A 25,537-nucleotide genomic window follows, 5' to 3' on the forward strand; every position below is an offset into this window, starting at 1 on the left:
ATGAGCGAATTTGAAGACCAAAAACACATAGAAGCGTTGGAAGCCCTTTTACGAAAACCGTCGAAGGTGACTGAGCAAGTGGAATTCCCAAATTGGGAAACTTTGGCTACACGTTCCCCTCGCCAAGAATGGAGTGATTCACCCTCTAGACCAAACAAAGTCCTATCCTTTTTTCGGAAACCAGCGGGACTTACCCTTGTGGGAGGGACTAGTTTTGCCATCGCCGCCGCCATATTCTTTGCCTTTATCATCAAACAGAATCCCACTTCTAACGAGGTCTCTTCCTCGGCAGTGGTGGAAAAAAAACGCCAGATCCTTTCTCCTCTTTCTGTTTCTGTATCCCAGCTTAAAGGGAAGGTTTTTATTTTTCCAGCTGGTAGTACAACAAAAGTACCTTTGGTTGAAAAGTACCAAATCACTTCTGGAGATATCATTTCTACAGAACTAGCATCCCAAGTAGACTTACAGTTTGAAACTGGTTCTTGGATCCGAATCAATCCGCAATCGGAAGTCATTGTTCAGTCATTACAAAAATCTGATACGGGATCCTATTCACAAAAGTTCTCTGTGAAAAAAGGGAAACTTTTTGCTTCTGTTTCCAAACTTTCGAAAGACAGTGAGTTTACTGTCCAAGCAGGCGAACACCTTACGCAAGTTCGTGGGACTATTTTCAGCATTTCATACGACGGAGTTGTGGAAACTGTTGCGGTACGAGAAGGATCTGTTGCCTTTGGTGAATTAATCCTAAATGCGAAACAACAAGCAGTTGTTAAACAAGGAGAGTCGTTCCCAGTTATTGCTTCTCAAGTGAGTTCCAAAGAAGATAAGGAACTCAAAGCGTTTTATACCCAATCCATACTGGCCAAAGAGTCATTACTTTACCGTGAACATTCTCGATTAGAATTGGTTCGTTTAGAGGATGGAACGGAATACCGAGGTGTGATTTTAGGACAATCGGAAACCCATCTCCACTTCCAAGGAATGGATGGAAAAATCGAAATCCCCATCAAAAACATTCTCGAAACCGAAAAAATCCGTTAAAAATCATAAGTTTTTTGACAAGATTTCCTTTTTCTGAAAGGCTCTTTACCGAATACCTGTAAGACCATATAAAGGAAATTATGCCAGAGAATCACAAAAAAAACTTTCGATTTCGTTATCTCATCGATAAAGAATTCCAATTAAAATTCTTAGCACATTATTCTCTTCTGTTTATTTCTGGGGTGATTGTCACTCTTTTGTTCTTATATTGGTTGAACCAATCCAAATATGATGGTGGGGCAGTGTTCCGCCTTCGTCAGGATGCACAAACTGTGTATTGGAAAGTCGAAAACGAAGATGCGGCACCTGGAGAAGCGAAAGAAAAGTTTGTACCACGTGAAATTTATCTGCCCAATTACGACCACCAACTGAATTTATACACCATCCAATTTGATGCTGTGGTGACACTGTCTGTCTTGTATTTATTGTTAATCACAGTTTTCTCCATTTTCAAATCACATAAGATGGCAGGTCCTGTCTTTAGCATCAAACGTTCTTTGCAGAGAATGGCATCTGGAGACCCAATTGAAACCATTCGGATTCGAAAAGGGGATGAATTCCAAGAGTTAGTAGAAGTTTTGAATGAAGTGATCCAAAAGAGGATGAACGACCAAAACAAGAAGTCTACATAATATTTCTATGTCACATGAAAGTAGGGGCGGCCCCCGCCCCGAATTGGGTGGTGGAGGTGGGCCTTGTGGGTCTTTTTCCCAAATCCAACCTTAACATATTTCAAACAAATCGTCCACTCCATCCTACACATCTGAAAAAATTACGAACAAAAGTTCATATTTGGCACCAAATCTAATTGAGATTTGAAAACATCCAAATCGTTTTTTTTGATTCAAACCCAAATTGAATTCATTTTCCAAAAGGCAAACATCCGATTCTTGATTCCGATTGACTTTACTAAATGAATAGGGGTACACTTTTTCCGATATGAAACAATCTGGAAAATCGATTCTCGTAGGTATCATTCTTTTGGGAATGATCTTAGTAACAAATTGTAACCAGCCAACGCTTGCTAGGCTCAGTAATGACAATATCTTAGGATCCGATGCAAAGGCAGAACTTCTCCAAGCTTCGAAAAGAATTGATGGTGTCAAATTTGCTCCCCTGGGAGTGAACTCATCTGGAGCAGAAGCATCTTCAGCACTTCTCAACGGTGTTTTGATTCCAATCCTTGCAGAAATTAATCCTGATAAGTATTATAAACGAGATGGAGTAGAAGCTTGTGTAAAGAATATCTATATTCTAGGATTAGCACTTCCCAATTATGCTTCAGTCGAACTCTCTTGCAAAATTGAGGAAGTCACTACCTTTGATTTTTTGAAATAAACAAAAAATCTACATAATAATTCTATGTCACATATAACTCAGGGCGGCCCCCGCCCTGAGTTGGGTGGTGGAGGTGGGCCTTGTGGGCTTTTTTCCCAAATTCAACCTAACAGAATTTCCTCATTCTTTCAACTTAGTCTCAAAATCTCCCAATTTTTTTTATACTTTAGTTCATGTTTTGATCATTTCAACCACCTATCTATCCATCACCTAACTGAAATGAATTGGCATTAATAAAAATAAAAACTATCTGAATCCAAATGAATTCATTTTGTTTTGGTTTCGCCACCGATCGTAGCGGAAATCCTTTCGCATCGCGAAAGATTGGAGCGTAGAGCGGGATCGCATTTCGGGAGAGAGGTTCGAATGTAGATTCCAATTGCGAGGCACCTCCGTTCGCTGTTTCTGTATGACTGATTCTGAATTTGTTTCCAATACAACAAATAGTGTTTCTTTGTAGATGATTACGTGATGCAGTGAGTTACTTCCCATAATCAATCTTATGTCGCATAACAAGTGTTACTGCTTTGTGCAGAAAGGCACATCGGTAACACTTTAGATCACTCACATGGATTACATTAGAGAAGAAGCAGGATGGTATCCGAATCTTCGGAACATTTCGATCCGAATGACAAGTGATTTTCGCAACAATCGATCACTTTAGGATCGATAAAGCTTAAAATTGAAATCTATTCTAATCGAACCTTATTTTGTTCCACAGGCTTTTTTCTTTAAGTCTTCACAAAGATAGGAACCTACCAACCTTTCTGCATCACATTGGAATTTAGCAGATGCTTTGATTTCGGTACTCCCTGTGACTGCGGAAGCGGATTCTGAACAATACGTATACGATTGGTAAATCACAAGTGAACATGCTAAATAATCTAAATCCGCACGTTCACATTTTTCATAAGACTCACTGGTCTTCGTACATTGGATTAAGAAGAGTAAAACTAAAACGAGAAAAGAATGTCGAATGATCACGTTGGTACTTAGACAATTTTATGGATTTGAAGTGGAATTTTTTTTCTCGAGGATGGCATTCGTTTCCACATACCGGATGGAAGGACTTTGTTTTAGCTCCATTTTTAATTTTTCTAATCCAGGATCCGATTCGAATTGGATTCTATAAGCAGGTTTCATTTTAATCTGGAGTTCCAACTGGTAATTACCGAATCCCTGGAGAAGTTGTTTCCATTCTTCTGTAGATAACTCTTTTTCTGTCCCAACAATGTAGTCACCGCGATTTGCGATTGGTTTCATTGGAACATTTGTTAGTATTGGTTTTTTACGTTCTGGCATACTTTCCTTCACCCCTTGCGCACAGGAAACGTAAGGGATGAAAAGAATATAGAGTAAAAGTTTATTGAAGCGTTGCTGTAACACCCGTCACCTGATTGATGTGTTTCACGGAAGCATTCGCATTAATAGCTTTGCCGTATTTTGTATTGGATGATATTGATGCAGTCGCAGTTCCTCCATCTATTAATTTTTGGATAACTTCCGCATAAGTAAACAGAGGATTATAGGCTCGAATCAATGCCGCAACTCCTGCTACATTTGGTGTTGCCATTGATGTTCCATTGTAATTTCCGTATGAATTATTGGATGCAATCCATGCGCTTAGATAAAAGTCTCCAAACATTACACCACCGTTCTGAGTAGAACTATCTGATTTATATCGATATCCTACAGTACAACTTGTTGCTGCCGTATTCATACAATTTGTCAAAGTAACTTCTTCTGATAATATGAAGGAATATCCAACTCCAGAAATAGTTTTTCTACATAATCTTTGCACATACATCGATCGATTATAGTCAGGAAGAGTTAATAGTGTTCCTCCTGAAAATGGGCTAGATGCATCATTTTTGTAATATACTTCCGTATAATCATAACATGTGTCTCCGATAGATTCTCCATCGGAAACTATAGTTTGAAATAAGGATACTTTTGTTGCATTGCTTGGGATGGTGAATGATTTATAAACAGTTCTATCAATATTTGCTGAAACAGATGTTGGATTATTGTAAGGTGGAGTAAAATTGAAGTTAATAACCGAACAATCGTTTGGTAATGCCAACCCTTTCAAAGTACCTGATCCAACTGTACAAGACTGGTAAGCCCAAGTTACAGCACCACCTGAACCACCTGTTGTCCAACCCGTATAATTTGAAGTTCCTTCATTGTATGTAGTTTCACTTCCAAAAATACTATAAATATTGGTTCCAGGAGCACCGAAGTCAACAGCACGATTTGCAGCAGTAGTTGTTGTATCAAAATTAGAAAAACTTGCACGTTGGAAATTTTGATCTAGTGCAGCGATACAAATTTGATTGGCATTATTGTTTTTGCATGGGTAAGAATTTCCAGATGCAAGATCTGTGTTTTCATTTCCAGCTGCTACTACAACTAAAACATCATTGGCTTTTGCAAATTCCACCGCATCGTAAATCAACTGGCTGTATTGTGTTCCACCTAAACTCATGTTGATGATTTTGGCACCATTTCTTACCGCAAAGTAGATTCCGTCGGTAACAGTAGCGTTACTTCCTCCACCTACTCCCAATACTCGAACTGACATGAGTTGAGCAGATTGGCAAACTCCAGAAATTCCTTTATTATTATTCCCTACTGCTCCAATGGTCCCAGCCACGTGACTACCGTGTCCTTCCTCATCCTTTGGATCGTTGTCTCCGGAAGCAAAGTCCCAACCATGTTTAGGACAACCTCCACCAATCGTATTCCCATCTTTATCTTTGCAACTTGCGGAACCATCCCACATATTCGCTGCTAGGTCTTCATGGTTATAGTTGATGCCGGTATCAAGCACTGCAATAATGATAGAACTACAGTTCGATGTCACATCCCAAGCACCTAATACATTCATATCTTTCCCGATAGCGGATGCACCAGGTGGGTTATTCGTTGTATAAGATGGTGATGAAATGGTTTGATTTGTGTTATTTAAACCCCAGAGTTTTCCAAAATCAGTATCGTTTGGTGCAGTAGCTTGGGCATAGTAGTAGTATTTTGGCTCAGCATATTCGACAGAAGGATCAAGTTTGGCACGACTGACCGCATCAGCTACCGATTCATTACTCGCAATTTTAACAGTTGTAAAATTTGCTCTTTTGCTCACATGTCCAACTTGAAAACCTAATGATCTCGAGCGATTGAATATTTCATCACTTGAGACAGATGGTTTGAATTTAATGACAATTTCATCAGGTGCAAAATCAGGTCGATTTGTTGCTCCAGATTTTGAATGTGAATTGGTAATACTACTTTCAAATCGGAACGGTTCAGTTAAAAAATTCCGTTGGTTTGGATTGGAAATGATAACCGTTGATGTAAGAACTGTTATTAGACAAATGAGTTTTATTTTCGAAGCGTAACTTAGTTTAGTTTTCATATCTATTATTTTCCTTTTGGATTAGGTAGACGGTACATTGACTGATGTTTGAGTCGATGGTGTCCCACCGGTTGTATTGTATTTACCAAATGCAAAAACCTTTATATACCATGTCCCATAGGTATTCACTGTGATGATTTTGGTAAAAGGTGTTGATCCACCAGCATTTGGGACTGTGTCGCAAAATATAGTAGTTCCATTTACATCCGCAGGATTAAATCCACTTGTTTTACTATAACAAACCTTATAACCACCATCTGTATCATTCACAGCTTTTTCTTTTAAGGCTGTCCATGAAACTGAAATGCCAGCATTTGATTTTCCAGTCCCTTCTACTGTGATATCAGATGATGAGGAAGAACCATTGTTTCCATTCGTACTAGTGACTCTTACGACTGCTGTTTTTGATCCACTAGCTGAAGGGGAAAATGTTACTGTAAATGTAGTGCTTTGTCCAGGAGTTAGTGAAGTTGTACCTGCAGCACTAGTTACGAATTGATCAGTATTCCCGCTGAATTCATTTACTGCAAGTCCTGTGAGTGTTGCGGTTCCATTGTTAGTGATCGTAACCGTTTTTGCCGACGAAGATAAACCTGGCCATAAAATTCCAAACGTTGGAAGTGTCCCACCAGTAGTGTAAGAACTAGAGTTATGTGAAATTGCAATGGTTGGAACTGGTTTTACTGTTGCCGTTCCGTTCACCGTAAATATAAAATTGGAAGGAGTTGCGTTCACCGTAATCGTAGCTGATTTTGACGTTGGAGTTGTATTCGCTGGCGAAAACGTTACATTAAATGTAAATGTTCCGTCTTTTGCTAACGTTGATCCATTCGCAACAGAAACTGCAGAAACTGTAAACTGTGCATTGGAACTTTCCACAACGGGAGTTCCTAAAGTGGAGGATAGACTCCCCGTGTTACTGATTGTGAATTGGATTGGTGTTCCTGAAGACTGTTCTTCCACACTCCCCATACTAAAACTTCCATTGCTGACAATCTCAGTTGCTCCTTGAGAGAGTGCCAGCCGTGCTGCAGCAGCTCCTCCTGTCCCCGTGAATGTGAGTTGGAAAGCAGAAAGTGCTGGATCTGAAGTGGATAACTTTACGACGGCTGTCTTAAGACCGGTTGAAGTTGGTTTGAATCGCAAAGTAAAGGTTACGGACGCATTGGGAGCTAAAGTTGTTTGGTTCGGTTGCGTCAATTGAAATTGATTGAGTTCGGATTCAGTCATATTAACTATAGGCGATCCTGGTAAAGTCAGGGATGTGGTCCCTTTGTTTTGGATGGTGAGTGTCGCCAATTTTCCATTCGTAGTATTGATGGGTTCAGTACCGAGATCAATACTTGCTCCACTTTCTCTGACAACACCTGAATAGGTAACTTCTAACTTTGGTGCACCTACGTCCGTTCCCCCACCACCAAGTCCTAGGAGTGCAAATGCGGCTCCACCACCGCCCCCCCCTGCTCCTGGGCAAGATATAAATGTGAAGATAGAGAATAAGGGAATTAGAATGTACTTTTTTTGCATGTGATTTGGGCCCAACGTCCGAATTTTTGACCAATATAATTCACGTTCGTCTACTTTCAATCACACTGTTTTCACTCCATGGTCATACAAACCGTTAAAAACGGTGCAATGCCATTTTTAGAACGTAAATTCTGGTTTGCTTCCATTTTTTTTAATCAAAAGAGGAAACATCATAGCTGTTAGGAGAATTTTTTATAGTATAATCATTGTTTGGTTCATATTTAATGATGGAATTGTAAAGAATTTCACTACTTCCAGAACTAAGCATTGCTTTTATTTCTGAATCATGGTAATATCCAGTATGGTATATTACTTCATCCTCACAGCCATTCCTTTTGCCATCGTTTCCGCTTTTTGTATCCATTGGATCACCCTTAGCGAAGAATCAAACCCAGAAAAACGTTTAGAGATTTCCCGAGGGGTTTATTTAGGATTCTCTTTCCAAGTGATTGTTTTTGCTTGGTTATTATTCCAATTGGGTCACTCACGATTTGCCTTTCCAGTCATTGCAATCGCCTTTTCTATGCTAGGTGACTGGTTCAATTTGCAATTTCCTTTGGCTAAAAAATATATGAAAGATCCCGTTTTAGGTGGCATCTTTAGTTTTGCCATTGCTCAAGTCTTTTTTATATTGGCCATTCGCCAATTGATCACATGGGAAGAATTGTATTCTAATACGAGACCTTTTATCATTAGTTTACTTTTTATAATTTTACCTGCTGTGATTTTTTATTTTAGAGTTTACAATCCAAATCGCTCTAAATGGGTGATGGCCTCTGCATTTATCTATGGAATTATTTTGTGTTTTTTTGTATCCTTATGCATTAACGCCTATTTATTGTATGGTGGTGTTTGGATTTATTTGGGAATTGGAGCTGGCTTTTTCCTTCTCTCGGATGCTGTAATGGGCGAAACAACAATCAATGGCACAAGGCATCCAAAATGGGAGTTTCAAGTTCCATGGATTACCTATCTCATTGCTCAGTGTTTTTTACTCGTTGGGTTTTTTCTTGTTTCCCATACGAGAATGCTAGCCCATTAAAAAGTGAGTTCTGAATCCATTGTAAGAGAGTGGGTTGCATTTTCCCACATAAGTAATGTTTGTTTGCGTTTGGGATCCCACCGGTAACCGCCAAATAAACCAGAAGATTGAATGACTCGGTGGCATGGGATGAGTACTGCGATTGGATTTTTCCCAATGGCGGTACCCACTGCACGATGTGCATTTTTTTGGCCAATGGATTCAGCAATTTCTCCATAAGTGGAAGTATCTCCAGAAGGGATCGATAGAAGTGATTGCCATACCTTTATTTGGAAGGGTGTCCCTAACACGGAGAGATGGATGGGAGATTTCGGTACCCGAATGGTTTGTAAAAAATCTTTCACTGGATTGTGTATTTCTCTTTTCTCTTCTTTCCATCTTGCATTTGGGAAACTCACTTTGATAGCTGATAAACATTCCTCTTTGTCACTTCCCTGTTGTAAAAATTGTAAATTCTGAATCGATTTCTCAGAGGAGACAACAACCATTTCCCCTAAAATGGTAGGGAAAAACTCATAGTATAAATGTACCCCTTCTCCAAACGATTTATATTCACCAGGAGTCATCCCTTCTAATTTGATAAATAAATCGTGTAATCTGCCCGTGCTGGATAATCCCAAACGATAGGTTGTGTCTAATATTGAATTTTTTTGTATGAGTCGCTTAGCGTGCGTTAAAGTTACTGAAGATAAAAATTGTTTTGGAGAGACTCCCACATACTCTAAAAACAGTTTTTGGAAATGAGAAGGACTTAATTTGGCAAATTGAGCCAATGAATCTAAACTGGGTTGGGATTCAAAATTTTGAATCAAATATTCAATTACGTTTTGAATGAGTTGGTAATGTTTTCCTTGCGATTCCACAATGAAAGTTTACCCAATCGGTATCGATTCGGAAACCCGATTCTTGTGATTTTTTCGAAAAAATACATTTTGTTTGCATTTTTTTGCAGGTATTGGAAGTATTTTTTTATATCAAAACGACTGTGAATCCCAACACTGAAACATTTCCTGTATTATCCGCCTTACAAAAGATAGTTGCATCTATCCAAAAAAATCCTGTCACAATTTTGGATGCACCACCTGGTTCTGGTAAAACAACTGCCTTACCTTTGGAACTTTTAAAATTCAATTTAACTGCAGGCAAAAAAATTTGTATCCTTGAACCAAGACGGATTGCAGCAAAAAATGCAGCAAAACGGATTTGCCAAACCATTGGAGAACCAGTGGGAGAAACTGTTGGGTACCGTGTCCGTTTTGATTCTAAAATCAATCGAGATACAAAAATCGAATTTGTTACTGATGGGATGTTAACAAATTATCTACTGTCTGATCCTGAACTTTCAGACTATGGTTTACTTATCTTTGATGAATTCCATGAAAGAAGATTAGAATCGGATTTTTGTTTTGCATTGGCTAGAAAAACCCAAGAAATCTTTCGTAGTGATTTAAAAATTCTCATCATGTCTGCTACTTTAGAAGGACAAAACTTTGTTAACTTGGGAATCACAAATCCCCCAATTGAAGTTTCAACCGTGACACATCCATTAGAAATTTTCTATATGGGGCAATCTCAAAAAAATCTTCTACAACGAATCATCGACCTAATACCCAAGGCAGTCGAACAGACAACAGGTGATATTTTGGTTTTTTTATCGGGGAAAAAAGAAATTTTAGATTTAAAATTCCAACTTGAATTAAACCAGACTATCAAAGAGAATTCTATCGTTCTTCCTTTGTTTGGCGATATGAATTTATCTGACCAAGAAAATATCTTTTTACCAGACTCTCGAGGCAAAAAGAAAATCATCTTATCCACAAATATTGCAGAATCATCTGTAACAATTCCTGGTGTGCGAGTTGTTTTTGATTCTGGTTATTTTAAACATTCTATTTTTGATCCAGAATCCGGAATCACACATTTGGTCCGAGACCGAATTAGTCTTAGTAGTGCAAAACAAAGAGCAGGACGTGCATCACGGGAAGGGAAAGGATTCGTTTATAAACTTTGGTCCAAAGAAGAAGAAACAAATTTTTTTGATCGTACAAAACCAGAAATCCTCGAAGGTGATTTAGACCGTTTGGTTTTGGAAATCAAATCATTTGGTGAAGAGATAAATTCTCTTCCCTTCCTTGATCCACCAAACAAAGGTTCACTGTTACTTTCCATGGCACGTTTAAAATTATTAGGTTGTTTAGATAAAAATAACCAACTAACCGATTTAGGGAAAGAAACATTATTGTACCCTCTTCCCATTCGATTGGGATGTGTGATCTCAAGGTTACCAAAAGAAAACGAAACAATCATTGCAGATATTGTTTCCATTCTTGGAAAAGAATCCACCGGTACAGAAACAAAGGAATTTCCAAATTCCATTTCACAAAATTCATTCTCACAAGAATTGAAACTCGTATATGATCAAATTTTAAGCATTTTTAAAGGGAAAAATGCATATCCTCAAAAAAACAAAAATGAACTTAGGGATTATTATTTTTGCAAAGGATTCCCAGATCGGATTGGGAAACGAAAAGAAAAAGAGGGAAAAGAATACAAACTCTCCAATGGAAAAATTGGTACGTTTAATTCAAACTTACTCCAATTATCCGAATTCATACTTGCACTCGATACAATTTCGTTTGGATCCACTTTGTACATCACACAATACCTCCCCATTTCCCTTGAACTGATCGATGAAACTCTAAACGAACATATTGAAATCGTACAAAGCCCTGAAATCAGAACAAACCAACGGAATGAATCTTTTTTAATCGTCAAAGAAGAGAGAAAAATTGGGGATCTGATTTTGGATTCGAAAGAACTGACAAAACCAAATCCTTCAGCCATTCAAAATGCACTCTTAGAATACTTATCTCATATGGATTGGGAGTATGAATGGAATAAAAGAGAAGAACTTTTCAATTATTTCAATCGAGTCCAGTTTTTGGTCAAAAATGATGTGTTAGGTGTCAATGTATCCTTAGACCATTTGAAATCATCGGTAAAGGATTGGTTGTTTCCATTTCTAAATTTTGAAACACAAAAGTTTTCTTTAACGAATCTTCCATTCTTAGAAGCATTTAAATCATATGTAGGATATGAAAACCAATCGATCATCCAGAAAGAAGCACCAACATCAATCCAAGTTCCTTCTGGTTCTACTCTTCCCATACAATACCATGGCAATGAACCTGAATTACATGTCAAATTACAAGAGTTATTTGGACTGAAATCCTTACCAAATTTGGCGAATGGGAAAGTTAAAATCTTAGTCCATTTGTTGTCACCTGCAAGAAGGCCAGTCCAAATTACAAAAGACTTAGAAAGTTTTTGGAATAATGGTTACCATGAAGTAAAAAAAGAGTTAAAAGGACGTTACCCAAAACACCCTTGGCCTGACAAACCTTGGGAAGCCATTCCCACAAAACATTTAAATCACAACAAACGTTCGTAAGTTGAGACCCAACCTTTTTGGTTCACAAAAAATTTTGATTGGCAATTGGGACAAAGATGATCACCCATTTGTTTAAATCTTAGTAAAGTTTGGCACTCGGGGCAGTGGATGGTTTTCACTTCTTGTGGTGACTTTGGAGTGAGTTCGTTTGCGGGAGTATCCCCGATATAAAAAGATTCTAGATGATGGATACACTCTGCTTCTTCTTTAAAAAACGAAAGGACTGCATTTTGTTCAGAAGGGATTTCCGATTTTAATCCAAAGCCTGCTAGTTTTGAACCAGTTTCTTTGCATCTCTCCGTCATTTTCCTCAAAAATTCCCAACCTACTTCCGTCACCTCTGTGACTTCTGTAAAATCAAGGCAAAAAAGTGAAGGCGAAAGAGTTTCTTCCTTTAGTTTTAAATAAAGTTCCGAGCCAATTTCTGCGGAAAAAATCCCCGCAAGGCGGAAAAGAAGTGATTTCAAACAGGTTTTTCCTCTTTTCTATTCTTCGGAACAGATTCTGTATTTACAAGGAATTTTGTTCCAAATACCTTTATTTATCAGATATGAAATCGATCCCAAGACGATACTGGGTTTTTCCTGTAGACATTCTCTTTATGTTTTTGTCCTATTTTCTCGCACACTTGGTGCGATTTGAGAATATTGGGTTTCTTCACAATTACCCGGATTTTTGGGTCTGTGCCACGATCGTCGTGGTCACGAGAAGTATCGTTTTTTTATTTTCAGGGATCTATCGTTCTTTGTGGTCCTATGCTTCGTTACACGATCTATTAGCCATCATCAAAGCAACCATCCTTTCTTCCTTGGTTTCTACATTAGCCCTTCTCTTTTACAATCGATTTTACCAATTATCACGAATGGTTCCCATTCTTGATACACTCATCCTTTTAGGATTTTTGTGCCTCCGAAGTTTGAGTTGGAGGATGATTAGGGAACAAATTTTTAGTCCTGACAAAACCAGGAAAGGAACTCCCATCCTGCTCGTTGGTGCGGGGAAATTAGGAAGCTCTTTTTTAACTGAAATTAGGCGAAACGTAGACTTAGATTATTTCCCTATCGGATTTTTGGATGATAATGTTTCCAAAAAAGGTGGTTACATCCAAGGGATTCCCATTCTCGGATCAACCGAAGAGATTGGAAAAGTTTTGAATCGTTATGCGGTCAAAAAGGTCATTATGACAGTTCCACAACCCGATGGACGTGTTGTAAGCAAACTGATGAAAGAATGTGAAGGTGCGGGTGTTGAGTTTAAAATCTTACCTACATTTGGCGAATACCTTGCCGAGAAACCAAATATCACACAACTTCGTGAAGTACAAGTTGAAGATTTACTTGGTAGACCTACTGTTGATTTAGAAATTGAATCTATCCGTTCTTACTTGGAAAAAAAAGTCATTCTCGTAACGGGAGCTGGTGGATCCATTGGATCTGAAATCTGCCGCCAAGTCGCACTTTTTAAACCTAGTGTACTTGTTATTTTAGACGCCGCCGAAACACCGTTATACGAGATCGACTATGAACTTCGGAAAAACTTTTCTGAATTGAATATTGACATTCGACCAGTCATCGCTGATGTCAAAAATTTATCGAGAATCTCGGCTGTTTTTGAAGAACATAGGCCATCTGTTGTTTTCCACTCAGCTGCTTACAAACATGTTCCCATGATGGAGATTAATCCTTCAGAAGCAATTCTCAATAATGTGATGGGGACAAAAAACGTAGCGGATGTTTGTCGATTGATTGGAGTGGAACGTTTCGTACTCATATCTACAGACAAAGCTGTAAACCCTGTCAATGTGATGGGTGCCTCAAAACGTGCTGCTGAAATTTATCTGCAACATATCTCTCAAAATTCTAGAACCAAATTCATCACAGTTCGATTTGGGAATGTATTAGGTTCCAACGGAAGTGTGATTCCTCGATTCCGAGAACAAATCAAACGTGGTGGTCCTGTGACAGTGACTCACCCGGAAGTGATCCGATACTTTATGACAATCCCAGAAGCCACACAACTTGTGTTACAAGCAGGGAGTATGGGTGAACATGGGGAAATCTTTTTACTCGATATGGGTGAACCGGTTCGTATTTTATCACTTGCCGAAGAGATGATTCGCCTTTCCGGATACACACCTTATAAAGATATTAATATTGAATTTTCTGGGCTTAGACCTGGGGAAAAATTATACGAAGAACTTCTGTTAAATGCTGAAGGGATCAAAAAAACCCATCACCCAAAAATTCGAATTGCTGCTCCACTAGATCATTACAATTTGTTACTCTTTCAAAATAAACTGAATCGGTTATTTTCCCTCGCAAAAGCCAATAAAAATAGGGAAATTTTTGCAGGACTAAAAGACATCATTCCAGAATATAAAATCCACGATGAATACATCGAATGGGAAACTTCACACGGTAAAAGGAATTTATGAGCCAAAACCTCACGCAGGAAGAAATCACAACATTACGTGAGTTCAAAAGAGATTTATTCAATTTATACTGGGAACGATTTGGAGTATTTTATCTCCATGTAATGCCTCATCCAAAATTGGAAATTGGGAAACGTGGTCTACTCAATGCAGAAAAAGAATCTGGTATTGTACTCGTGTTTGGTGACAAAGCAGTAAAAGTTTTGGATAGTAAGCCAGATTATTTATTTGCGGAATTACAATTTGGTTCCACTTGGGAACCAACCATGATCCCTTGGGATGCAGTTTTCAGAATTTACGACAAATTCCAAAATTCTGCTACACAACTTCGATTTTTACAAATCGAAACAAACACAAACCCTGAAGAATCATTATCCAAACCAAAATCCCAAAAACCAGAAGTCACTGGCGACGGGAATGTCATTCGAGTTGATTTTGGAGGCAAACGAAACGAATGAATTTTTTTACCATCACACGCGGTGACCTAGATGGATTTTTTGGTCTCATGGTCGACAACCTCATCCAACTTCTTGTTCTCTCAGCCTTATGTATGGGCGTATGCGGATTTCCTTTACCATTTATCACCTCTGTTGTGTTACCTGGCGCTGCAATTTCCTTACTCATTGGGAATGTTTTTTATGCATGGCAAGCTTGGAAATTGGGACAAAGGACAAATCGTACGGATGTAACTGCGATTCCATACGGGATCAATACGGTTTCTCTATTTGCATTTATCTTTTTTGTAATGTTCCCCACCTACCAAGCGACAGGTGATTATAAGGAAGCATGGAAAGCTGGGTTACTTGTTTCTTTTGCGTCCGGTCTCATTGAAGTATTGGGATCATTTATTGCTGCAAAAATTAGGAAATACACTCCTCGGGCAGCTTTACTTTCTGCTTTAGCAGGCATTGCACTAACCTTTATCTCAATGGACTTTTTGCTACGAACGTTTGAGAGACCCATGATCGCCTTTATCCCTCTTGGAATTATCCTCCTTCAATATTTTGGGAAAGTACGATTCCCATTTGGCATTCCAGGTGGATTTTTATCAATTCTTGTTGGTGTACTTTTGTCTTATCTTTCTGGTTTTTGGGGAGATCCAATTTACAAAGAAGGTGGGATCCAAAACGGATTGGCAACTTTGGGTTTTTATTTCCCTCAATTGTCGTTATCTTCCTTATTCGAAACTCTAACCTATTCAAATTTACAAGCATACTTTTCCATCATATTGCCCATGGGAATCTTCAATGTGATTGGTTCTTTACAAAACATCGAATCTGCAGAAGCTTCTGGTGATAGTTTTGATACAAAAACTTCCTTACTTGTAAATGGAGTTGGTACACTCGCTGGAACCGCATTTGGTTCACCTTTCCCGACTACGATTTACATCGGCCATCCAGGCTGGAAAGCGTTAGGTGCAAAACATAGTTATTCTATGTTATCTGGTGTATTCATGACTATTGTTAGTCTCTTTGGCCTTATGGGTTTAATACAAGCCTTAATTCCTGTGGAAGCTGGAATGGCAATTGTTCTTTGGATTGGAATCATCATTACAAGCCAAGCCTTCCAAGCAATCCCCAAACACCATTCCCCTGCTGTTGTTGTCGGTTTGTTACCAGCGTTTGCTGGTTGGGCAGTTCTTATCATCCAAAATGTTTTTTTATTTTTGGATGGGAAACTTCAGGGAATCTTACAAGAATTAGGTGCAAAACAGGCATATCATTTTTCACTTTCTGATATTCCTCCTCACTTAACTTTCCTTCCCTATGCTCTTTCTGGAATCCTTTCCCTTTCACAAGGATTTCTGATTACATCCATGATTTGGGCAGCAATGGTAGTCTTTATTTTGGAAAGAGAATGGCTAAAAGCAAGTTTGTGGGCAGTCATTGCCGCTTGTTTGTCCATATTTGGTTGGATCCATGCATACGAACTGAAAGGGAATGCTATTTTCAATCGGTTTACAGAAATTGCAAATTGGGATTTCCCGATTGCATATGTTTCTCTTGCGACCTTATTTTTACTCATTCAGTTCCTTGGTTCCAAAGAAAAAGGCGAAAATTTAGAACATTAAATTGCTTGTAATCTTTTCGTGAGAGGCTTACAGTTTCAGTCTAATATGTAGGTTCTTGTTAAAGAACCGTAAGGAGAACAATTTCCTATGACTTGGATCAAACGAATCGGTTTTTTCCTGTTAACCAATATTTTGATTATGACAACAATCTCCATCGTGACTACCCTTTTGGGTTCGATGGGATTTAGCATCCGTGCCTATGGTTTGGATCTAACACAACTCATTGTATTCTGTTTAATGTGGGGTATGGCGGGGTCTTTTATTTCGCTCTTACTTTCCAAAATGATGGCGAAATGGACGATGGGTGTCAAAGTCATCGACCCAAAACAAGCTTCTGCTCATGAAATGGACGTGTATCGTCGAGTGCAGTCTTTAGCACAACGTGCCCACCTTCCCATGCCAGAAGTGGGAATTTACGAATCTCCAGAAGTAAATGCGTTTGCTACTGGACCTAGTAAATCAAGTGCCCTTGTTGCCGTTTCCACGGGACTACTCAATCGAATGAACACACAAGAGTTAGAAGGTGTGCTTGCACATGAATTGTCTCACGTAGCAAACGGAGATATGGTGACCTTAACTCTGATCCAAGGTGTTGTGAACTCTTTTGCAATGTTCATCTCTCGTATCATTGCTTACGTAGCGTCCAATGCAGTGAAAGAAGAAATGGCTCACATTGTAAGAATTGTTGTGACCATCGCTCTTGACATTGTTTTCTCAATCTTAGGATCTATGGCAGTTGCTTATTTCTCTCGCCAAAGAGAATTCCGAGCAGATGCAGGTGGTGCTAAACTTGCGGGAAGAGAGTCGATGATTTCAGCTCTCGAATCCCTTAGACAAATGGTGGAGATGCCAGAAGACCCAAGAGGAGAAGCAATCGCTTCCTTTAAAATATCTTCTAAGAAAGGAGGATTCTTATCTCTTTTTGCCACTCACCCTGCATTGGAAGATCGAATCCTTGCTCTCAAACAAATGAGATAATCATTTCCAAAAGTTTAAAAACAATTCGAAAGGTCGGCAATTGCCGGCCTTTTTTTATTGCAAGACCCTTGACATCTTTGGTTTCATCCTTATATGTCCATTGTTAAATCTAAGATTCGAACCATTCCTGATTACCCAAAACCAGGGATTTTGTTTCGAGACATCACTTCCCTTCTCATCGACCCAGAGGGTTTCCAACTGACCATTGGGATGTTTGTAGAACGATACCAAAATGCAAAATTAAATAAAATTGCAGCGATTGATGCAAGGGGATTTATTCCAGGTGCTGCACTCGCTTTCCAATTAGGAGTTGGATTTGTTCCGATTCGAAAAAAAGGAAAACTACCTGGGAATACCATTTCCGAATCCTATGCTTTGGAATATGGAGTTGACCATGTGGAAATCCATACCGATGCCATTGTACCAGGAGACAAAGTTCTCATCATGGACGATTTAATTGCAACTGGTGGGACCTTGGAAGCATCGATAAAACTCATCCAAAACCTAAAAGGTCAAATTCATGAATGTTCTACTATCATCAACTTACCTGATTTAGGTGGAGCAAAAAGAATCAAAGATACTTATGGTATAGATGTTTATTCTATTTGTGAGTTTGAAGGACACTAAACCTAGCTATTAATTCATAACAAAAAGTTTCGACTAAACGTTAGTTTTCCAATCGGAACTTTTTGTTTTATCCACTCTGATATTCACTTCATTTCCTAAAAAATTCCATCTTACTAAAAATAGTTTTTTAAGGATATGGATTCCACGTCCACCAGTTACCAATTTTCTATCTGATTCAATTGGGCTTGGGATTGACCTTGGGTTAAATCCTTTTCCACTATCAATCACGTAAACATCAATGTATTTTGAAGACTCAAACACATGTACGGTGATGATATCCTCTTCTCTTTTCCCACCGTGTTCAAGAGCATTGTCCAAAGTTTCATCTACTAAAATTTGGAACCAGAAACTATCCATTGTTTTGCGCCAATTTTGTTTCTCATACAAATTCCAAAGTTTTTCTTTCACTAATCTTGAATTGGACCTATTTGCAGGAATCTGTTCCTCAAAGATTTGTTTTGATCTTTCAAATAAAAAAGAAAAAGGATGAGTTAAGTAATCCTTCGTAAAGGAATAATGGAATAAAAATACGGTAAAACAGAATAAAAACAATAAATTCAAAAATAAGAAAAAATGCAGAAAATAGGAAGTAGAGATTGGGATGAGTAATGGGAAATTACAAATGATTAGGAAACTAAAACAAGTTACAAATGCTGCATAATAAATATATTCCATGAAAGTTTGAATCGCTGGGAAATTAAAACGCAGTTTTGCAATGATCAAGTAAGAAAACACAATGAATGTCACTATATAATAAGCGTTATAGTAATATTTCAATAGTATCAAACTAGCCTCAGGATATACATCGTTGAGTATTCCTAAATCAACCAACAGTAACATGATCCCCATACCAAAAACAAAAGAAGAGATGATGAGTAGTTTTGGGAAGTTACGGAAAAAAGTAGGAAAATGGAGTCCAAAAAAAATCAGAACAAATGATAAAAAAACAAGGAATGTCGAAATGATATGCGGGTGGTTTAGGATTTGGTTTTTTAAAAACAAAGTATCGAGTAGGATTGTCAAATTACCAACACAGAAAAATCCAGCAAGAATTGAAAAACTTGTTTTCATTCCCGTGCGAGGGTTCTTTCTAAAGGAAACGATGCCTGTGATTAACGAAAAGAAGGCTACCGATCCGAATAAAATGGATTCAAAAAAACTCATGCAGAATCAGAAAAAAATCTTAACCTCCCCACTTCGCTTTGCGAGTACTATTTTATTTTTTCTCACTTTATTCTCCTCCAGGATCGTTGCCGAACCCAACAGCCAATCCATTGACGAATTGAGGAAATCTGTAGTCCAAATCCGCGTATTTTCACAAGCAAAAGATCCTTATTCACCTTGGATGTCTTCCGGGATCTCTGCTTCCACAGGCTCTGGATTTATCATTTCAAAGAACAGGATTCTTACCAATGCACATGTTGTTTCAAATGCAAAATTCATTGAAACGCAGAGAAACAACCAAACGGAATGGTACGAAGTAAAGGTTCTATATATTGCACATGATTGTGATTTAGCAATCTTAGAAGTACCAGATCAAAATTTTTACACCGATAGTATGGAATTAGAGTTAGGTGGTTTACCTGAACTCGCAAGCCCCGTGGATATCATAGGATATCCCATTGGAGGAAGTAAAATTTCTGTCAGCAGAGGGATCGTTTCTCGTATTGAACAATCTAGTTATGCACATTCTCAAATTGATAGCCATTTGGTTGTTCAAGTTGATGCGGCAATCAATCCTGGGAATTCAGGTGGTCCTGCATTTCAAAATGGGAAAGTAGTTGGTGTTGCTTTCCAAGCATCAACCAAGGGTGAAAATATCGGTTATATCATCCCAACCAATGTCATCCAACATTTTCTAAAAGATATAGAAGATGGTGAATACGACGGTTATGTGGAACTTGGGATCCAAACACAAAATTCATTCTCCGAATCACATCGAAACTTTTACGAAATCCCCAGTGGAGAGGAAGGTGTATTTGTCACCCGTGTGTACAAACAAGGTTCTGCAGATGGATACCTTCAACCTGGCGATTATTTAACAGCCATTGATGGTCGCAAAATCGGAAGGAATGGAAATTTAAAAGAATCAAACTCAATCGATTTTTTAGAAGTCATAGATAACAAATTTGCTGGAGAAGAAATCCAGTTTGATCTCATTCGAAAGAAGAAAAAAATTCGAGTGAGTTTTCCTGCGAAAAAAATGCCGCAGATGGAAAACCAAAGGTCAAGGTATGGCGCAGATTACCCTTATTTACTTTTGGGAGGTCTCGTATTCCAATCTGTCAATAGAGATCTATTGGAATCTTGGAGTAAAATTGGACAAACACAAGGAGGAAGTTTACTTGTGTATCGATTTTATGAAGGTTCGAATTTATTAGATGGTGAAACAGAAGATATTGTATTATACCGTAAATTACCCCACCCCACAAACTCACATTCTGACTTTTATCTCAATATGGTTGTTGAATCATTTAACGGTACGAAGGTGCGTAATCTGAATCATTTCAAAAACTTAGTGCAATCTTCAAAAGATAAAACCTACAAAATTTATTTTTATGGAATCCAAGTTCCGATGATTTTGGACCGAGAAGAATCTGAAAAAGCAGACGAACAAATCAAACGAACAAACCATATCAAAGGTAAATAAATGAAATTTTTATCACCAATCCTCTCATTTTTGATTCTCTCAATTTGTTTTTCTGTCTCACTCATAAGTAAACCAGTGCCTGTGGCCAGTCAGGATCCTTCGATTTTACAAATCAAAGTCACTGTATTGTACCCTAATTATATTCAACCTTGGAGATTCAAAAATCCAGAGATTCGTCAGTCCACAGGAATTTATATCGGTGAAAACAGGATTCTTGTACCTGCGCAAGCGATCTATTTTTATTCTAATATAGAAGTGAAAAAACCCGATACCTTAAAAGTTTATACAGCAGAAGTTGAACGAATCGATGCAGATTTAGGACTCGCCATACTTAAGTTAAATGACTTATCTTTTCAAAAAGATTTAAAAGCTGTTATCTTTCAAAGTGAAGTATTTTTACCTGGCACTGGCACAGTGATGGAGAGTAAGGACCAAAGGAATTCAGAAGAGAAAAAACTCAGAATGATCCGAATGGATATCGATTCCTATGCAAGCGGTTATGTGGAATACCCATACATAGAAATCCAATCCGAAGAAAAATTAGATGGGGTTGGTGAACTTGTATTAGATGTTACTTCCCGTATCCCACAAGGAATCTTATACCAATTCAAAGAAAATGGAATGGGAAAAATGATCCCTTCATTTTCAATCAAACACTTCATCGATGGCAAATCATTTCCGTTTAAAGGATTTCGATTCAAACCTTTAGTGGATAGTGCCTCTCGGAATGACTATGGTCTACGTAAAGACGATTTAGGTGTACTCGTTGCCGAAATTTACCCTGGATCATCTGCAGAAGGAATTTTAAAATTAGAGGATGTGATATTAGAAGTATCAAATTTCAAAATAGATCCAAAAGGTTACTTTGATCATCCAAAATTTGGCAAATTAAACATGTCCTATTTGTTTCATAACACAAATGAATCGGATTCTGCGTTTGAAAAAAAAATAAAAATCAAAGTGTTTCGAAACAAAAAACCTATTACATTAGAAATAGAATCCAAACCCTTAAACGAAACAGCCATACGAATTCCACATGGGAATACTAGATCTCAAATGCCAAAGTATTTAATGTTAGCTGGAATCATATTCCAAGAACTTTCAGAACATTATTTGACAGAACATGGGAATCAATGGAGAAACCGAGTCAGCAAAGAGTTATTATACTTAAATGATTTTTATCGAATCAAAAGGAACTCCAAAGAAGGAAAAGTGATTTTTTTATCACAGGTTGTCCCACTCTCAGGAAATAAAGCCTATCACATGACCCACCAACTGGTGTTAATATCAGTAAACGGCCAGGAGATTTCATCATTAGAAGACTTACGTACTATAGTGAACCAGAATGAGTCACCATACATAAGATTTACAATGAATGATGGTTATGAACTGATTTTCAAAAAAGAGGAAATCAGCTCATTGAATGAAGAAGCTAAAAAAAGTTTTCAAATTCCATCTGATTCCAATTTTTAAAACCCAACTTGGAAATTCATTTGTTTCGATATGAATAATACTTTTAATAGAAAGAAAACAAGGATTAATAAGGTCATCAAAATATATTCCTGTTTTCTAATTTGTCGATCTTCATTCATCAAAAGGAGTAAAATTGGTATCGATAATGTAAACATGCGTGATACGTTTTCATAAACTGACCAAAAATGGTAATACCCAGCCGTAGCAACCATAAACATTACAAGAAGAAAGGAAATTCGAAACTCCCAACCTTTTTGTATTTTGCCTGTAAATGGTAGAAACACTCCCAAAAAAAAGAGAACCACTAAAGGGAATCTAGATAACAATCGGGCTAATTCTTTAATACTTCCACCAGATGCCAATTGCCTCCATATCGATTCTGAATAAGAAATTAATCCTTCAAATGGCAATATAAAGTCTGTAAGGCGGCCAGGTCTCCAATTTGGAAACTTATAAGATAAATAAAGATGCCAACAAACAGGAATGACAAGAACTGATCCGACGACGATGACTCGTTTCCAATCCATTCGTATCAAAGCAAGTAACCCAAGTGGGAATAGAAGGAATAAAGCAGGTTCTTTTGTTAAGATTGCCAAACTCGACAAAAGTACAAATTGAACCCATTTTTCCTTCACATAAAAATAATAAGCAATGATGAGTAAGGAAACCATTACGGAATCACTAACAAGCACGTAATAACTACCAAGCGCAAATGGACTCAGTAGATACAAAACCGCATATGGTTTAGTTTCTTCATTTAATAGTTTTCGTAGAAAAAAATAAGAGATTAGGATAAGAGAAATATTCCAAAAATACATCCCAAAAATAGCAAAACTTTTACCAAAAACACCAAAGATGGCGATTAACAAAGGATAACCGATCCGAGGAGCACGGTAAGATTCATCGAATCCTTTTGGCCAATCTAAATTCAAATTTGCAAGTGGTCTGGAAAAATAGTAAAAAATCTGACCATCATAACCTGCACCCAAATCACCAGTTTCCCCTTTGAATAAAATGGCATTATCTGGAGTTTCTGAGTCATTTTGTAAGGCAAATTCATGGCCAAAATTAACCATCGAACTTGGATTCCATTGGTACTTTTTCCAATAGGAAAGTGTCGATACACCCCATAAAATCAAAAACAAACTAACGGTTAACCACTGTTTTGTGTTCAAGTATTCAAAAAAAGGATTGAGTTGTTTCAAAATCATTTAGATTCTCCTAAGGAAAGGTTAATTCTCTTTGCTGATGATTGGCGCAATGGAAGATTCAAAAATTGAATTGTATATTTTTGCACCTTCATACGTTAGATGGTGTGGGTCAAAAAAATAACGAACATCTGAAATCACTTCTGTGTGATCAATGACTGTTTGTCCACGTTTTGTTAACTGCTCCTTTAAGTGAGAGATCCACTCTTTTCGCCAGTTTGAATTTTTATAAAAAGCAAATTCAATTGGATTTTCAGGAGATAGGACGATAACAAAAGGAATATGATGTTTGTAGAAAAATTCTGAAATTTCTAAGATCCGAATGTACTCAGACCAAGGTTTGAATTTTACCGTGTTTACATTTTTTTTAGCTTCACGGACAACATGTAATCTCCACAATTCTTGTCGGTTTCCAGCATCCCTAATCATTCGCTCAAAATATTCTTTTTTGAACTCGTCCACTGACATTTGAACAAATCGAGTATCATCCCAATAACTTGCCCTTGAATAAGAACGATTTTCATTTTGGATACTATTACAAAAAAAATGCGCCAAACGAATCCCAACTTCTTCATCTCTGCCATAACGAATTAAGTTGACTTCTTTTGCAGTCGGGAGTTGTGAAAGAATTTGTATCTTTACGATACTCCAAGGTAAATTGGAAGGATTTAATTCTTTCCAACGAATGTCTAGCCATCCTGATTTTTGAATGTTGATGATTTGTGTATGAATCGGTGCATTGTTAATCAGTGTATGTTGATTTTCGAAAAAAAGGAACTGGAGTTTTGTATTTTTATTTTGAACAAAAATAGATTCAGTGTCTTTCTGTTCCTTACACTCCATCGTTGCAGATGTTTTTGTCCAACCCTTGGACCAAATTCCTTCTTTTGGTAGGACCCCTTGGTATAAATGGTATTTCCTACCACTTCGAAAATGATTATCAATATACACAACTATCGGATCCCAAAAGAAAATTCGGTAACGACTTACGTAAAATAAGGCTTTTGTTGCCAATTTCGATAATGATTTACGATCTATTTCATTCCAATAATCTTTTAGATATGAGGTTGGGTAGATGGTTTTTGTCGGATAACGAGACGAAAACTCTTTGACCCATGTTTTTTCATCAAATGAAAATGACTCTCCATTCTTTGCCAAATACTCCCATTGTAAATCTGCAAAATTATGTAGATACACCACCAAATTTGGATTTGTTGAAAGTAAATTTTCTTTGTAGTAATAAAGATCCGTTGGAGCCATTGCTACATGCGAAAAAAAGGAATACTTTGTATTTAGTTTTTCATTTTTATTCAGTTCGTCTGGTAATACCGAATACAAGGCAACAGAACTTCCTGTGACAATGGTTCTGTGTTTGTCATTGGATGATTGTAATTCTTTAGTTTTGTAAATAAAGTTGTACCAAGGCGAGGAATCCCACTCGGTTTCATTCGGAAATAGAAAATACAAATCAAAAAAGAAAATACGGTCAAAGAAAAAAATTGCACATAACAGCGCAATGGTGGATAAAAATACCTTCCATTTCATTCCGAGTGTATTTTGATTTAAGGGTACTCGGGAGTCAGTTTCCATTTTCTTAATAAAAGTTTTTTTGCAAATTGGATCGCAAGTTTTAGTACCTTACGGTTAAAACTACTGTTCGAAAAAACATATTTGATCGGGAGTTCTTTTATACTTCCATTGTTTTTGGAAACTATGGATAAAGCTTCCATATGAAAATCAAATGCAACCGACTCTAATGGATAGGATGCAATTTTTTCAAACATCAGCTTTGAATATCGCCTATAACCACTTGTGCAATCACGAAGATTGTTCCCAAATAAATTGAAAACTCCATTCGATAAACAATAATTCATTACTTTAGCTGCTAACCATGAAATGAATTTTCGGTACAAAGGTACATTGACTGTCGAAGTCCGAGATCCAATCACCAAATCACAGTTAGGGAATTGGATAAAGTCTTTTAAATAGGCAGCATCATGTGATAAACCAGCATCCATTGTAACGACCCAATCATATTTTTTTTCGACAGCATACTTCATACCATCTTGAATCCCTTTAGGTATGTGAGTATTTTTTTCATGTCGAATTACATTGAGTCGTGTTCCAAATTCTTTTTGGAGTTTCTTTAAAATAGCAGGAGTTTCATCTTTACTAGCATCATCAGTGACGGATACATCAGCATAAACGATGGCACCGCGAACCACCTCTTCGATAGTCGCGGCTTCATTATAAGCAGGAATAATCACTAATGTTTTGTTAGCCAT

Annotated in this window: 22 protein-coding genes; 12 read left to right on the top strand and 10 right to left on the bottom strand. The window is 37.6% G+C overall.

Annotated features, from left to right (window positions below):
• From ND855_RS17395 to ND855_RS17405, 3 genes are all read left to right on the top strand, one after another.
• Complete coding sequence (locus ND855_RS17395; RefSeq protein WP_265359499.1) at window positions 1-1,041, top strand: FecR family protein; 1,041 nt, start codon at window positions 1-3, stop codon at window positions 1,039-1,041.
• Between the two features lie 80 nt (window positions 1,042-1,121).
• Window positions 1,122-1,673 (top strand): methyl-accepting chemotaxis protein, encoded by a 552-nt coding sequence (locus ND855_RS17400; protein ID WP_100715899.1) that lies wholly within the window; start codon window positions 1,122-1,124, stop codon window positions 1,671-1,673.
• 307 nt (window positions 1,674-1,980) lie between these two features.
• Complete coding sequence (locus ND855_RS17405) at window positions 1,981-2,379, top strand: TIGR04452 family lipoprotein (protein WP_265359500.1); 399 nt, start codon at window positions 1,981-1,983, stop codon at window positions 2,377-2,379.
• A 705-nt stretch (window positions 2,380-3,084) separates the two neighbouring features.
• On the opposite strand, the gene ND855_RS17410 is transcribed toward ND855_RS17405, so the two are convergent.
• From ND855_RS17410 to ND855_RS17425, 4 genes are all read right to left on the bottom strand, one after another.
• Window positions 3,085-3,363, bottom strand: a complete 279-nt coding sequence (locus ND855_RS17410) for a hypothetical protein (protein WP_265359501.1) — start codon at window positions 3,361-3,363, stop codon at window positions 3,085-3,087.
• Window positions 3,364-3,381: 18 nt separating this feature from the next.
• Window positions 3,382-3,681, bottom strand: a complete 300-nt coding sequence (locus tag ND855_RS17415) for a hypothetical protein (protein WP_265359502.1) — start codon at window positions 3,679-3,681, stop codon at window positions 3,382-3,384.
• Between the two features lie 61 nt (window positions 3,682-3,742).
• Window positions 3,743-5,794 carry a S8 family serine peptidase gene (locus ND855_RS17420; RefSeq protein ID WP_265359503.1) on the bottom strand — a complete coding sequence of 684 codons (2,052 nt, stop codon included), beginning with the start codon at window positions 5,792-5,794 and terminating at the stop codon, window positions 3,743-3,745.
• A 21-nt stretch (window positions 5,795-5,815) separates the two neighbouring features.
• Window positions 5,816-7,321, bottom strand: coding sequence for a choice-of-anchor D domain-containing protein (locus tag ND855_RS17425; RefSeq protein ID WP_265359504.1), 1,506 nt, complete (start codon window positions 7,319-7,321; stop codon window positions 5,816-5,818).
• A 301-nt stretch (window positions 7,322-7,622) separates the two neighbouring features.
• Between ND855_RS17425 and ND855_RS17430 the strand changes: the two genes are divergently transcribed.
• Window positions 7,623-8,363 (top strand): lysoplasmalogenase family protein, encoded by a 741-nt coding sequence (locus ND855_RS17430; protein ID WP_265359505.1) that lies wholly within the window; start codon window positions 7,623-7,625, stop codon window positions 8,361-8,363.
• Here the strand turns inward: ND855_RS17430 and ND855_RS17435 are convergent.
• Window positions 8,360-9,226 (bottom strand): bifunctional helix-turn-helix domain-containing protein/methylated-DNA--[protein]-cysteine S-methyltransferase, encoded by an 867-nt coding sequence (locus ND855_RS17435; RefSeq protein WP_265359506.1) that lies wholly within the window; start codon window positions 9,224-9,226, stop codon window positions 8,360-8,362. The genes ND855_RS17430 and ND855_RS17435 overlap by 4 nt on opposite strands.
• A gap of 122 nt (window positions 9,227-9,348) precedes the next feature.
• Here ND855_RS17435 and hrpB point away from each other — a divergent pair, with 122 nt between their 5' ends.
• Complete coding sequence (gene hrpB / locus ND855_RS17440) at window positions 9,349-11,814, top strand: ATP-dependent helicase HrpB (protein WP_265359645.1); 2,466 nt, start codon at window positions 9,349-9,351, stop codon at window positions 11,812-11,814.
• On the opposite strand, the gene ND855_RS17445 is transcribed toward hrpB, so the two are convergent.
• Window positions 11,796-12,281 (bottom strand): hypothetical protein, encoded by a 486-nt coding sequence (locus ND855_RS17445; RefSeq protein WP_265359507.1) that lies wholly within the window; start codon window positions 12,279-12,281, stop codon window positions 11,796-11,798. The genes hrpB and ND855_RS17445 overlap by 19 nt on opposite strands.
• Before the next feature lie 83 nt (window positions 12,282-12,364).
• Here ND855_RS17445 and ND855_RS17450 point away from each other — a divergent pair, with 83 nt between their 5' ends.
• The 5 genes from ND855_RS17450 (at window position 12,365) to ND855_RS17470 (ending at window position 17,921) form a co-directional block, all read left to right on the top strand.
• Window positions 12,365-14,248 (top strand): polysaccharide biosynthesis protein, encoded by a 1,884-nt coding sequence (locus ND855_RS17450; protein WP_265359508.1) that lies wholly within the window; start codon window positions 12,365-12,367, stop codon window positions 14,246-14,248.
• Complete coding sequence (locus ND855_RS17455; RefSeq protein ID WP_238761434.1) at window positions 14,245-14,703, top strand: ClpXP protease specificity-enhancing factor SspB; 459 nt, start codon at window positions 14,245-14,247, stop codon at window positions 14,701-14,703. Before ND855_RS17450 ends, ND855_RS17455 begins: the two co-directional genes overlap by 4 nt.
• Entirely contained in the window at window positions 14,700-16,316 is a 1,617-nt protein-coding gene (locus ND855_RS17460; RefSeq protein WP_265359509.1) for an NCS2 family permease, read from the top strand. Before ND855_RS17455 ends, ND855_RS17460 begins: the two co-directional genes overlap by 4 nt.
• Before the next feature lie 87 nt (window positions 16,317-16,403).
• Window positions 16,404-17,294 (top strand): protease HtpX, encoded by an 891-nt coding sequence (htpX, locus tag ND855_RS17465; RefSeq protein ID WP_265359510.1) that lies wholly within the window; start codon window positions 16,404-16,406, stop codon window positions 17,292-17,294.
• Window positions 17,295-17,387: 93 nt separating this feature from the next.
• Complete coding sequence (locus tag ND855_RS17470) at window positions 17,388-17,921, top strand: adenine phosphoribosyltransferase (RefSeq protein WP_265359511.1); 534 nt, start codon at window positions 17,388-17,390, stop codon at window positions 17,919-17,921.
• 33 nt (window positions 17,922-17,954) lie between these two features.
• Here ND855_RS17470 and ND855_RS17475 read toward each other — a convergent pair whose 3' ends face one another.
• Window positions 17,955-18,992, bottom strand: coding sequence for an ATP-binding protein (locus ND855_RS17475; RefSeq protein ID WP_265359512.1), 1,038 nt, complete (start codon window positions 18,990-18,992; stop codon window positions 17,955-17,957).
• A gap of 31 nt (window positions 18,993-19,023) precedes the next feature.
• Here ND855_RS17475 and ND855_RS17480 point away from each other — a divergent pair, with 31 nt between their 5' ends.
• Together ND855_RS17480 and ND855_RS17485 are read left to right on the top strand one after the other, a co-directional pair.
• Window positions 19,024-20,571, top strand: a complete 1,548-nt coding sequence (locus ND855_RS17480; RefSeq protein WP_265359513.1) for a S1C family serine protease — start codon at window positions 19,024-19,026, stop codon at window positions 20,569-20,571.
• Entirely contained in the window at window positions 20,572-22,044 is a 1,473-nt protein-coding gene (locus tag ND855_RS17485; protein WP_265359514.1) for a PDZ domain-containing protein, read from the top strand.
• Here the strand turns inward: ND855_RS17485 and ND855_RS17490 are convergent.
• From ND855_RS17490 to ND855_RS17500, 3 genes are read right to left on the bottom strand one after another with little or no spacing between them, the layout of a single operon-like run.
• Window positions 22,041-23,255 (bottom strand): AZOBR_p60025 family cell surface glycopolymer formation protein, encoded by a 1,215-nt coding sequence (locus ND855_RS17490; protein WP_265359515.1) that lies wholly within the window; start codon window positions 23,253-23,255, stop codon window positions 22,041-22,043. The genes ND855_RS17485 and ND855_RS17490 overlap by 4 nt on opposite strands.
• A gap of 21 nt (window positions 23,256-23,276) precedes the next feature.
• A complete protein-coding gene (locus tag ND855_RS17495; protein ID WP_265359516.1) occupies window positions 23,277-24,842 on the bottom strand; it encodes a hypothetical protein in 1,566 nt (521 codons plus the stop codon).
• Complete coding sequence (locus tag ND855_RS17500; RefSeq protein WP_265359517.1) at window positions 24,815-25,537, bottom strand: glycosyltransferase; 723 nt, start codon at window positions 25,535-25,537, stop codon at window positions 24,815-24,817. The genes ND855_RS17495 and ND855_RS17500 overlap by 28 nt, the downstream gene beginning before the upstream one ends.

It is taken from the genome of Leptospira paudalimensis (genome assembly GCF_026151345.1).
GTDB classification, from domain to species: domain Bacteria; phylum Spirochaetota; class Leptospiria; order Leptospirales; family Leptospiraceae; genus Leptospira_A; species Leptospira_A paudalimensis.